Raw genomic sequence first — 12,609 nt, forward strand, 5'->3', positions numbered from 1 at the left:
TTGGCGTACTCATTCCACTTCGTTATCTAAATCTGTTTTTTGCTTTAAGAAACCTGTTACAATGAAAGGTAAAATATTCATGATAGCAACGATAACAAAGAAGCGTTGATAGCCTAAATATTCTTGTAGGATGCCTGTAAACCACCCAGAAGCCATAAGAGAGAATGCTGCTACGGCACTAGCTAAAGAGAATCGGAAGATAGAATATTTGCCTTGTGAACAATAAAGGAGCACATATATATAAGCTATAATACCGAAGCCAAAGCCAAATTGTTCTATTGCCACGCATGTATTGATAATGGATAGTGTTGAAACAAAGTTAAAGCTAAGGTAAATATAAAGCATTTTGGGCAATGTTATAGCGCATACCATAATCCAAAGGTTGTTCCATAATCCTCTTTTTTGTATGGCATAGCGACCTAAAAGGCATCCAGCAATTGCTGCAAAGGCACCAACTGAACCTTGTACAAGACCTAATTCTTGAGGTGACAGGCTCAATCCACCATTACTTCCTGGGTCGATTAAGAACAAAGGCGCTATTCGGAAGAACATTCCTTCGGGTATTAAGAACAGCAACAGAAACGAAAGCAACGCCATATAGTTGGGCAATTGCATGAAGGTTATTTTGGTTTCCAACCACCATCGTCTTGTAAGTCCGCTGCGAATAGGTGCAGACGGCTTGTCTTGTGGACGTGGCAATACGATAGCATGGTAGATAAAAAGCAGCAAGAAAGTTATTGCAAGAAAGTAAAAGGTAGTAACCCATGAACTTTCAACTACTCTATTCAACACCTCTAAGTTGCCTGCCAGCATCAAAGGAAGACCCATTCCGATCACAATTGCCACCAATAAGAATACAGAATAAACGCTACTCAGACTTGGCAGCTTACGTGATATGATAAGTCTGTAGTATCTTGCCACGGCAACATCGTGTATAACAGCAGCACACGCTGTTGCAAAGATGAATAGAATTGACGATATTTCCCAATATGAAGTAGTAATTGACCGTGAAATACCATACATTGAAGCTGCCATTAGTAGTTCCATTACAAGCACCCAAAAGAGTTTTGTGGCATAGCCAGTAACAAATCTACCTAACCAAGGGCGCATAATGAAAGGAACAAAAGCCGAAGATGTGATCAATGTTATGGTGCTATTCGACAGTCCCATACGGTTAAAGAATACCAGCGATACAAGAAATACAATAACATAGGGCAACCCTCGTGTGAAATACACGGTGGGTAGCCATAGCCAAGTTTTTGTATTTGTCTGCTTGTTTGTATTCATTCTGCTTGTTTCTGCTTATGTTCTATCTTTTTGTCAAAGCACTATTGATAGGCTTTTGTTATTTCTGCACCTTTATAATAGTGCAATAATATTTCTTCATAGCGATACCCTTGCTTCCCCATCATGGCTGCACCGATTTGGCAAAGTCCTACACCGTGTCCCCATCCAGCCCCTTTTATAACAAATTGCTGTGGTACGCCATCTTTTATATCTACCTTTTCGACAATGAATGCCGAGCTGTATAGATGGCTTTTGCTAAGTGAACGTCTTATTTCAAGCTCTTTTCCAATGATAAGCGTGCGCTCCTTGCCAACTATTTTCAATCGGTATATGCGACCACTCTTACCTCTTTCCAATGGAATAAGGTCAATAACATCGCCAAATAACACTCCTAATTTCTCCTCTAATAGTTGTTTTACTTCCGCTTGAGAGTATGTTTGAGTCCAACGATAGAAGTCTGTTGTTTCTTGATCGAAGTCGTTTAGCACCTGAGATAATACTTTTTGGTCAGTCGTATTGCAGAAAGCACGAGGCGACGATAGTATCCAATGATGCACAACTGCCTCATCAGCGAGGTCGGGTAGGGGTGTTGTGTCGGGCATCGTGTCGGGAAGTGCCTGCAGATAAGGCTTTCTTATATTCTCCCAGCAATATTGAAACTCTTCAACTGCACCGCCACAACACTTGCTATACCGTGCATCGCAAATTTCACCACAGCTTGTTAGTATCTCTCCTGCTGTCTGTTTAATAGCCTCTACAACATGTTTATTGGCAGCTTTTGTTATACCTTGATAACGCTGACAATGGTCGTCGGCACACACATCAAATCGTTTGTGGTCTTCGCGGTCGTACCAACGCACAATTTCCTCATCGGTTTTGAAGAACGAGAGTTGTTTGTCTGCATTGTTGTTTTCTGCTTTTCGTTGTTCCATTTGTGCTAAAAGCCAACTACGCGATATAACAGCGTGCGCTTTTAATAGTTCCAACGACGATGTAGCACGCATTTCCGAAGAGATAACACTGATAAGATAAGTCTCAACTGGAAGTTCGTTGATGGCGCAGATATTGTTGTTTTCTACTATAAAACGCAACTTCCCTAAGAATGTTTGTGCTTCTTTTCGCTCCCAATGGAAGTTTACTCCGATGGTAACATCTTCGAGTGTAAACGACGATTGAGTATCATTTGGTTCGAAAAGGAGTTCATCGTAGAAATTGTTTTCCCATAGAATACGACCTTCTGATAGTTCTACAACCTGCTTACCACATTGTTCTAAGCTGCAAACGGCATAGGGAGCATTCAGCGAAAAGCATAGTTTGCTTGCACTAACAATGCCTACCGAAACGATTGGTTCCTTTTTTATTTTACTCGTTTCCATTCTTATATTTTGTTATTCCCCTTTATTTCTTATCTTTTCGATTACTTCCTGCATCGTTTCAGCAGGCAGAACTATTTCTTGCATTACCTCCATAAGCAGCTTCTCGTCTATTCTTTCAAAGTCTGTTTGGCGTGGAAGAATCAGCATACCACCCATGTCCAATGCTCCTGGACTGATTAAATACTGCTCGTTGCCCTCCTTTGAATAGCAATCTGGGCGGTGTTTGCGTCGTGGAAATATAACAGACACTGTGTCTAAACCCTCTTTCCATACAACAATGTTCATCATTGGTTCCGCCTCATCAGTTTGTTGAGGCAGCGATTTGTATACAATGTTGAACAGTTGTGTGCCATTTTCAACACTTCGACTCTTGATAGCAATTGCAGGACAAGCGAAATCGATGATTTCAAAGATACCTTCCGTCTTGTTTATTCTTAACAATGGATTTGCAGTAGCATCGAGCTGGCTCCACATTTCCTGCACGGGCAACATGCCACTTGTGCCTCCTTGGAAGTGAAGATGGTCTGGTGCGCTTGCGCCACACTTAGGACCATTGTAGAAGAACATAAGTTTTGGATAATCATCGCTAAGTTTTTGCAAGTCAGCATAATGCTTTTGTATAAGCTGAAGCTGATGTTGACGTGCCGCAATGGTAAAATGAACAGGCAAAATGGGGAAAGGATTCACCAATATATCGAACTCTTTACCAAACGGAAGACTTATTTGTACCTGTGGACGATTATCTTTGCAAAGAAAGCAGGGACGCTTTGCAATCGTAGCCTTATCTATCTTTGCCCCTGTACTCACCATTCTTGCAGGGTTAAATTGTAGCTTTAAGCCATTATTGAGCCGCTTTGTCTTCACCAAACGTAAATCACTGAACCGTTTTTGGGCATCTTTCCACTGGTTCAGTTGGCTGTAAAAAAAGGCTCTAAACCTTTTGCGCCCTCCTCTTCGCCTTGTTTGTTGAGTTGCTGACGCGCTGTTAGTTCTATTGTTCGTAGGCGATCTTTGTAAAGGTTATTCGCATTTACACGGTCAATGCTTAACGCTGCATCGCTGTTTCCGCCCCAACGACGACACAAATATAGCTCTTCGTAAATGCGCCCGATACGGAATTGACGGCTAAAAGCCAAGCCCATAGCGTAGTCTTCGCCGTAACTGGTATTTGGAAACTGCACTTCGCGAGCCAAAGGAGTATAGAATGCACGCGGCGCACCTAAGCCGTTGATGCGGAGCGCATTGTTGCAGCCGTTATCTTCTGTCCATTCTGCGTGGTCAATCAATCCTGGAGGGAGTGTGTTAAGGTCGAAATCGCACATACGATACGAGCCTATTATCATTGCTGCTTGCTGTTCGTGGAAGGCATCAACAATCTTTTGGAGTGTCTGTTCAGATGAATAGAGGTCATCACTGTCCAGTTGTACGGCAAATCTACCGCAATGTTCACTGTTCACAGCATAGTTCCAACAGCCTCCAATGCCGAGGTCGGTGCGATTAGGAACAAGGTGTACCAATCGATTATCGGTCTTAGCAATCTCCGAAAGTATGGCAGTTGTATTGTCAGATGAATGATTGTCTACAACAATAACATTGTATTTAAAGTTGGTTTTCTGTGCTAAAGCCGACGAAACAGCGTCGCGAATGGTCTTTTCACGATTGAAAACGGGGATAACAACAGTAGCCTCGACAGCAAAATCACCGCTTTTAAAGTCGGGCTGTGTATACTTCTTAGTGTCTATCAATCCTCCAACATCGTACAAATGTGCTGTTGCTGCACGTTCCATTTCTATCTGTACCTCACGATTACGAGGGTTTACATAATCGAATTGCTTTTCTCCGCTTCTGCGTAAGTCGTCTTCCTCTTCTGTATAAAGGTATTCGTCTAAGTGGAAAATCTTACCTTTTCTACTTAAATACAAGCGCAAATCGTACCAACCAGCAAACTTATAGCCAGCCTTTTCTGTTTGTTCAGCATATTCACGAAGCATCTTTGCATTAATAAGAACCAACGAACCAAAATCGAAATCGTCGCGAAGGCTACCTGCCTGATAGTCGATAACAGGGTGGCGTACCACCTTTCCTGCCTCAACAGAATAATGGTCGGCATAGGTTAAGGCTGCTTTCGTGTCGGCAGCCACGCGCACAAGTCGTGTTAAAGCGTGGTATCCTAGAGTAATGGGCGAAGTTTTCATATAGAAAAGCACGTAGTCGGCAGTAGCACTTTGTGCCATTTTCAATATGGTTTCCGTTGAAAGAATGTTTCCTACTTGTATATAGCTGATGCTTTCAGCTGCTTTTTCGCTAACCTTCGTACTATTGGAAGTAAGCAAAAATACTTTTGCCACCTCGTCTTCGTTTATGAATTGTGTTGCAAATAGTTGTGCTTGCTGTGCGTTTTCGCAAGGAACAAAGCAATCTATTTTATTCTTTATATTCATTAAGTTGGTTGTTTTCGAGTAAGATATAATTTTGCAAAGATAGTGCAAGCGAATGTAAAGAGAGTTCACTCTTGTTTTACTGAGTGCCGCCTATCTTATGCAAAGATAGCATAAAGGACCGAGATAGACGAAAGAAATAGTTAAAATTCTATCGAATATTGGTATAAGAAAAATGTTGTGGAGGAATAAAAACCCTTATTAAAAAACCTTATTGTTGGGCATTAACTAAGTTCAGAACTTCTTGTTGTGAAGATTTAGAATGGTAGAATAAATGGAAGAAAAGGATTGTAAAAGTGTAAATATTTTTCAAGGGTATATGTTTTGTATAATCAATTAAGTATCAGTGTGTTGCAATACCCATTGTTTTACGCAGTAAAACAGGCTCTTTTGCATGGTAAAACAGGTCCTTTTGCGTTGCAATATAGATGCTTTTGCAATGCCAAAGCGTTACTCTTGTTTTTTAATTAAATTATCTTTACAAAATAAAAGCTATTTCCGATTGTAACAATCGCAATCGGCTTGGTGGTCGTTTATGATACCTATGCCCTGCAAATAGCTATAAATAATGACGGAACCAACGTATTTAAAGCCACGCTTTTTCATATCTTTAGCCACTTTATCGCTCAATGTGTTGCGGGTGCAAAGGCGTTTTTGGTGAGAGGGATAAACCAAAGTCTTGCCCTTAGAGAATTGCCATATATACTCGTTGAAGGAGCCAAACTCTTCGATAATGCGAAGAAAGGCTTGTGCATTGGCAATCATTGCTTCTATTTTACGTTGACTTTTCAGCATATTCTCTGTGCGTAGAATATGTTGAACATCGTCTGCGGTGAAGCGAGCCACCTGCTTAAAGTCGAAATTAGCAAAGCAATGACGAAACGTTTCTTGCTTTTTCAGCATCAACAGCCATGACAATCCACACGACATACATTCCATTACAAGATACATAAAGAGCATTTTATCGTCGTGAACAGGTACGCCCCAATGTTTGTCATGGTATTTTTGAAGGAGCGGATGTGTTTCAGCCCAAGCGCATCGTGCCATATTTAATAGACTATTTTACTGTTGAAGTCTCGATAAATAAGCACTTGCCATTTCGGCACAACGCTCTCCGTCGATACCAGCACTAACTATGCCGCCTGCATATCCAGCACCTTCTCCACAAGGAAATAAACCTTGAATACGCACGTGCATGAAGGTTTCGCGGTCGCGAAGAATACGAACGGGAGAGCTGGTGCGTGTTTCCGTAGCTATCATTACGGCCTCGTTGGTAAGGAAACCATGTGCTTGCTTGCCGAAATTCTTAAATGCTTGCTGCAAGCGAGAGGTTATATTGTCGGGCAACCAGAAGTGTAACGGACTGGAAATGAGTCCTGGAGCATAGCTCGATTTAGGTAAATCGTACGACAAACGCCTGTTTACAAAGTCTGACATACGCTGTGCGGGAGCCGTTTGGCGCATATTTCCCTGTTGCCAAGTATCTTTTTCTAACTGCTCCTGAAAGTGCATCATGCGCAATAAGTCGTCGCCTTCGATGTCTTCAGGGTTGATTTGAACCACCATTCCAGCATTTGACCACTTTGTTCCGCGGTTAGCTGGGCTCATACCATTGGTAACAATCTGTTGTGGTCCTGTAGCTGAAGGAATAACAAAACCACCCGGACACATACAGAATGAATAGACGCCACGTCCTTCAACTTGCGTAACAAAAGCGTATTCGGCTGCTGGAAGATATTTTCCACGACCATTTTTGTTGTGGTATTGTATTTGATCGATGAGTTCAGAAGGGTGCTCCAAACGCACACCAACAGCAATTCCTTTTGCCTCCATCTCGATATTTGCCTCTTGACAGTGCTGATATACATCACGAGCGGAGTGCCCTGTGGCAAGAATAACAGGTCCATTGAAAGTCTTTTCCTGTTGTCTGCCTTCGTAAGCAGATAGCGCTTTCACGCCAACAACCATGTTTCCGTTGGTTTCCAACGCCACCATTTTAGTTTGGAAATGCACTTCTCCGCCACAAGAAATGATGGTATTGCGCATATTCTCAATTACTTTAGGTAGCTTATCAGTACCAATATGCGGGTGAGCATCGGCAAGAATGCTTGTAGAAGCACCATGTTGGCAGAACACATTGAGTATTTTCTCCACCGAACCACGCTTCTTACTGCGTGTATAAAGCTTACCATCGGAGTATGCTCCTGCACCCCCTTCGCCAAAACAATAGTTCGATTCAGGGTCTACGATATGTGTTCGAGATATTTGGGCAAGGTCTTTTTTGCGTTCGCGCACATCTTTTCCACGTTCAAGAACGATAGGACGCAACCCCAATTCTACCAACTTCAATGCTGCAAATAGTCCACCTGGACCTGCTCCTACAACGATAACACGAGGCGAATGACTTACATCGGGATATTCGGTCTTTATGTATTCATCGTCGTGCGGCACCTCGTTGATATAGACTCGAACCTTTAAGTTCACAAAAATATCACGATGTCGAGCGTCAATAGAGCGTTTCAAAGTGCGCACATGGTTGATAGTGCGCGCGTCAATACCTTTGTCTTTTGCAATAAACGCTTTTATATTCTCCTCGTTATATGCCACTTGAGGCATCACACGTACTTGATATTCTTGTATCATAATTCAGTTGGGGGTTGGTTTTAAAAGGGGTGTTGTTGTTCGCAAGATAAGCAATTAGTACACTCGAGGACCAAAAATGGCGGTTCCAACTCTAATCATCGTACTGCGACAGTCTATTGCTATCTCGTAATCGCTACTCATTCCCCACGACCGTTCCTTAAATTCGGGGTCGTCAGCAAAGTGTTTTGCTTTCACTTCGTCGAAGAAATTAGCAGCTAAAGTCATTTCTCTTCTGATTTGTTCGGTATCGTCTGTGTTCGACGCCATCATCATTAAGCCTGATATATGCACATTTTTTAGTTCACGCCATTCGCTTTCTTCCAATAACTTTCGGCAATCGTTGATGCTAAATCCATACTTAGAATCCTCTTCAGCGATGTGCAATTCCAATAAGACATTGATGATGCGGTTATGCTTTGTAGCCTGTTTGTTGATTTCTTTCAGCAGTTTCATAGAGTCCACAGCCTCAATCATAGAGATGTAAGGTGCAATGTACTTCACCTTATTCGATTGCAAATGCCCTATAAAATGCCATTCAATGTCAGTTGGTAGTGTCTTTGCTTTAGCGGAAAGCTCCTGTTCGTGGCTTTCACCAAACATACGCTGCCCTTCATTATAGGCTGCTTCAATGTATTTGTTAGGATGATATTTACTGATGGCAATTAAACGAACGCCATCGGGTAAACTATCTTTTACTTTGTGTAAGTTTGTTGCTACATCGTACATAGTTCAGTTGTTTTATGGTATTCTGTGCTTCTTTATTATTCGTATTCAGGCTTTGCATCTGCTGCCTGCGATGCTGCTTTGTGCTCAAACACGTCCATAATCTTTGTATCGGCAATGGAAACGATGTCGTAATCAATCATTGTTTTGCCCATAACCTCGTCTACATGTTTTACAGCTCCATTGACAGAGTGAGCTTGAACAAGGTATGTTATGGTAGAACGCTTCTCTTTTTCAGTCTTTTCATCAATGGTAATGAATGCCAAGCGAGCCTTGAACCATTTATCGTCGTTATCGGCATCGCTAAAGAAAATCTCTCCATAAGCTGCAGGAGTAATAGCTTTTACATCAAATTCACCGCTGATATAGTGCGACATCTCCTTTGTTATAGCGCTTTCTGCTTCAGAAAAGCTTAGCGCTTCCACTGTATATGCCTCCGTAACCTTTTTGTTTTGACCATCTTCCATAGTCTTATCGTAACGCACCTTGGTCTCAAACCAAGAAGTAGTTTTGCTTCTCATTGTCTTATTTGTTATTTATCGGGCACTCTAAAGCGTAACTGCAAAGAATGAACCGCATCGTTTATACTTAAATGCAAAAGTAGTAAAAAAGTCTGGCTTAATATATTTTTCATGCTATTAAAACGAAAAAAAGTTCTATCTTTGCATTCGTTTATTAAGCAAAAGAATTACAGCGCACAAGCAAAAGAACAATAAAATACAAGTAAATGAACTTTCCTTTATTTATAGCACGAAAGATAAATGGCAATGAAGACAAGGGTAGGAAAGTGTCTAAACCAGCCATTCGCATTGCAACACTTGGGGTTGCAATTGGTCTTGCCGTTATGATTGTGTCTGTTTGTGTCGTTCTTGGCTTTAAACACTCTATTCGTGATAAGGTCGTTGGCTTTGGAAGCCATATCATGGTGGCCAATTTTAAGTCGCTTCAGCGCTCGGAGAACTATCCTATTGTGGTAAACGATAGCGTAAAACATGCTTTATTGAAAACAAAAGGAGTGCGCCATGTACAGCGTTATACTTACACGCAAGGTATCTTGAAGACTGATGATGACTTCCTTGGTGTAATGTTGAAAGGTGTAGGAAACGACTTTGACTCTACTTTTATTCATCAAAATATGGTTGCTGGTAGTATTCCAAAGTTCTCAGATGTAAAGAATCAGCAACAGATACTTATCTCAAAGACCATTGCTGATAAGCTTAATTTGAAGATAGGAGATAAGATTTATGCCTACTTTGTAAATGAACAAGGAGTACGTACACGCCGTTTTACAATATCGGGTATCTACGAAACCAACTTAAAACAATTCGATTCGCAGATTTGTTTCACCGATTTGTACACCACAAACAAACTGAATGGTTGGCAATCAGAGCAATGTAGCGGTGCCGAATTGCAAGTGAACGACTTCGAACAACTCGATGCTATCGCCTTAAACATATTAAATAAGGTGAAAGGAAAGGTTGATAAGTATGGTAGTAGCTATTCTATGTCTACAATAATGGAGCAAAATCCACAGATATTCTCATGGCTTGACCTCATGGATTTGAACGTTTGGATAATCCTTGCGCTTATGGTTTCGGTTGCAGGAGTAACCATGATTTCTGGTCTTCTCATCATTATCTTAGAACGTACGCAGATGATTGGTATCTTGAAAGCGATGGGAACTAAGAATGCTCAAGTACGTCATATCTTCCTATGGTTTGCAACTTTCATTATTGGAAAGGGCTTGCTGTGGGGTAATCTTGTAGGTTTAGGACTAGTATTCTTGCAGAAATATACTGGACTTGTTACGCTTGATCCAAAGACTTATTATGTTAGCACGGTACCAGTAGAACTCAATGTACTGTTTATATTGGCTTTAAACCTGGCTACTTTATTTATTTGCGTCTTTGTTCTCATTGCTCCGAGCTTTCTGATTAGCCATATTCACCCAGCTAAAACAATGCATTACGAATAACGAGAAAAACCGCTTTGTTGCAAGAAAAGAATTGCACAAATTAACCAAAAAAGTGCAATTACTGCACAAATATTTTTGAATTGTGCAAAAAAATGAATATCTTTGCATCGTTTAAAGACATTTATAATGCAACAGATTCCAAGTTTTAATGAATTAATTGAGAAGAGTATCATCGATCATTGGGATTTAGATGCTCTGACAGACTATAAAGGAAAGACACTTCAATATCATGATGTTGCTCGTAAAATAGAGAAGATACACATTATGTTTGAAGCAAGTGGTGTGCAAAAAGGCGATAAAATAGCTCTTTGTGGACGTAACTCTTCAATGTGGGCTGCGGCTTTTTTGGCTACGCTAACGTATGGAGCAGTGGCTGTTCCTATCTTACATGAGTTCACACCCGACCAGATTCACAACATTGTAAACCATTCCGAGGCGAAGATTCTCTTTGTTGGTGATGTCGTTGCAACGGAAATTGATACTACGAAAATGCCTGCACTCGAAGGTATTTTCTATCTTCCTGACCTCTCGCTCACGTTGAGTCGCACAGAGAAGCTTACATATGCACGCGAACATCTCAACGAAATGTTTGGTAAAAAGTATCCGAAATACTTCCGACCCGAGCATATTCGCTATTATCGAGAGCAAAGTCCTGACGAGTTAGCGCTTATCAATTACACCAGCGGAACTACAGGAAACTCTAAAGGAGTAATGATTCCTTATCGTGCAATGTGGAGCAATGCTGACTTCGCACGCAGTGTATTGGGTTCTATGGTAAAGCCTGGCAGTCATATTATAAGTATTTTGCCAATGGCACACATGTATGGTATGGCCTTCGAACTTATCTTTGAGTTCATTACAGGTGCCCATATCTTCTATCTTACACGTATGCCTTCGCCAGCGATTATCGCACAAGCGCTTGCAGAAGTAAAGCCGGTGCTCATGATTGCTGTGCCTCTTATTATTGAAAAGATTATTCGTAAGCGCGTATTGCCTAAGGTTCAGACTAACCGTATGAAACTTTTGCTGAACACTCCAGTAATCCAAAAGAAGGTGAAAGAGAAGATCTGCGAACAAGTAAAGCAGGCTTTTGGTGGCAATATCTATCAAGTTATCATAGGTGGAGCGGCTCTGAATAGTGAAATAGAAACATTCTTGAAGAGCATAAATTTCCCATTCACGGTTGGATATGGTGCTACTGAATGTGCGCCAATCATTGGATATACTGACTGGAAGACCTTTGTGCCAACTTCATGTGGTAAGCCTGCCTTGCATCAAGAGGTGCGAATAGATAGTGTAGACCCTGAAAATGTACCTGGAGAAATTCTCACTAAGGGTCCAAACGTATTGCTTGGCTATTACAAGAATGAAGAAGCTACCCGCCAAGTGCTTGATGCTGATGGCTGGTTCCATACCGGAGACCTTGGAACAATGGATGCCGACCAAAACATTTTCATCAAGGGACGCTCTAAAAACATGCTCTTAGGAAGTAACGGACAGAACATTTATCCAGAAGAAATTGAGGATAAACTCAACTCGTTGCCTCTCGTTAGCGAGTGTCTTGTCGTGCAACGAGGTGAAAAGCTTGTAGGTTTGGTTTATGTAGATGCTGAAGAAGCAAAGGAACTTGGGCTTAACGAGACCGACCTTAAGAAGTTAATGGAAGAAAACAAGAAGCAATTGAACGATTCAAACCCTGCTTATTGCAAACTTTCAGACATTGAAATAATGGAAGAAGAGTTTGTAAAGACGCCAAAGCGTTCTATCAAACGTTATCTTTACAAGTAATTTCAGCAAAACAACAAATACAGAAAATCCCTTTCAGCACTTAGCCGAAAGGGATTTTTTATATACGTTCTGTTCGAGTATGTATATACGAAAAGGGTGGCATAAAACTACTTTGGAAGAACTTTAATAGTAGAACTATTTTCTTTGTATTACCGAAAGCCGTTACAAGATAACTCCCTTGCTTTTGTAAAGATAATTCTCTTAAAAAGTGATAACTGCGCTTTGACGTTGCGAAAGCGGCTCTTTTGCGATGTAAAACCTACGCTTTTACCATGCAAAACAGCCGATTTTGGAATGCAAAACAATAGGTTCTGTAAGGCGTTGATAATTAGGGTAATTCAGTTAATTCCCTCTTAAGAATCTCTGGAGACTGTCAAAT

Annotated in this window: 11 protein-coding genes; 2 read left to right on the top strand and 9 right to left on the bottom strand. The window is 41.1% G+C overall.

Features of this window, described 5'->3' with window-relative positions:
- Window positions 1-9: 9 nt before the first annotated feature.
- The 8 genes from HXN26_RS05420 to HXN26_RS05455 all read right to left on the bottom strand — a co-directional run bounded on the left by HXN26_RS05420 (window position 10) and on the right by HXN26_RS05455 (window position 8,988).
- Window positions 10-1,287: an MFS transporter gene (locus HXN26_RS05420; protein ID WP_273159380.1), complete on the bottom strand. Its 1,278-nt coding sequence runs from the start codon at window positions 1,285-1,287 to the stop codon at window positions 10-12.
- 41 nt (window positions 1,288-1,328) lie between these two features.
- On the bottom strand, window positions 1,329-2,663 hold the full coding sequence (locus HXN26_RS05425; protein ID WP_273159383.1) for a SpoIID/LytB domain-containing protein: 1,335 nt from the start codon (window positions 2,661-2,663) through the stop codon (window positions 1,329-1,331).
- 12 nt (window positions 2,664-2,675) lie between these two features.
- Complete coding sequence (locus HXN26_RS05430; protein ID WP_273159385.1) at window positions 2,676-3,530, bottom strand: DUF4922 domain-containing protein; 855 nt, start codon at window positions 3,528-3,530, stop codon at window positions 2,676-2,678.
- Between the two features lie 41 nt (window positions 3,531-3,571).
- Window positions 3,572-5,104 (bottom strand): glycosyltransferase family 2 protein, encoded by a 1,533-nt coding sequence (locus tag HXN26_RS05435; protein ID WP_273159386.1) that lies wholly within the window; start codon window positions 5,102-5,104, stop codon window positions 3,572-3,574.
- 489 nt (window positions 5,105-5,593) lie between these two features.
- Window positions 5,594-6,148, bottom strand: coding sequence for a DNA-3-methyladenine glycosylase I (locus tag HXN26_RS05440; RefSeq protein WP_273159387.1), 555 nt, complete (start codon window positions 6,146-6,148; stop codon window positions 5,594-5,596).
- Window positions 6,149-6,163: 15 nt separating this feature from the next.
- Complete coding sequence (locus tag HXN26_RS05445) at window positions 6,164-7,744, bottom strand: NAD(P)/FAD-dependent oxidoreductase (RefSeq protein WP_273159388.1); 1,581 nt, start codon at window positions 7,742-7,744, stop codon at window positions 6,164-6,166.
- A 54-nt stretch (window positions 7,745-7,798) separates the two neighbouring features.
- On the bottom strand, window positions 7,799-8,470 hold the full coding sequence (locus tag HXN26_RS05450) for a YggS family pyridoxal phosphate-dependent enzyme (RefSeq protein ID WP_273159389.1): 672 nt from the start codon (window positions 8,468-8,470) through the stop codon (window positions 7,799-7,801).
- A gap of 35 nt (window positions 8,471-8,505) precedes the next feature.
- Window positions 8,506-8,988, bottom strand: a complete 483-nt coding sequence (locus HXN26_RS05455; protein ID WP_115083069.1) for a DUF4494 domain-containing protein — start codon at window positions 8,986-8,988, stop codon at window positions 8,506-8,508.
- A gap of 206 nt (window positions 8,989-9,194) precedes the next feature.
- Here HXN26_RS05455 and HXN26_RS05460 point away from each other — a divergent pair, with 206 nt between their 5' ends.
- A complete protein-coding gene (locus tag HXN26_RS05460; RefSeq protein ID WP_273159390.1) occupies window positions 9,195-10,442 on the top strand; it encodes an ABC transporter permease in 1,248 nt (415 codons plus the stop codon).
- A gap of 126 nt (window positions 10,443-10,568) precedes the next feature.
- Entirely contained in the window at window positions 10,569-12,230 is a 1,662-nt protein-coding gene (locus tag HXN26_RS05465) for an AMP-binding protein (RefSeq protein WP_273159391.1), read from the top strand.
- A 149-nt stretch (window positions 12,231-12,379) separates the two neighbouring features.
- On the opposite strand, the gene HXN26_RS10900 is transcribed toward HXN26_RS05465, so the two are convergent.
- Window positions 12,380-12,568, bottom strand: a complete 189-nt coding sequence (locus HXN26_RS10900) for a hypothetical protein (protein WP_420541268.1) — start codon at window positions 12,566-12,568, stop codon at window positions 12,380-12,382.
- Window positions 12,569-12,609 lie beyond the last annotated feature (41 nt).

It is taken from the genome of Prevotella aurantiaca (assembly GCF_015262605.1).
In the GTDB taxonomy this organism is placed as follows: Bacteria; Bacteroidota; Bacteroidia; order Bacteroidales; family Bacteroidaceae; genus Prevotella; species Prevotella aurantiaca.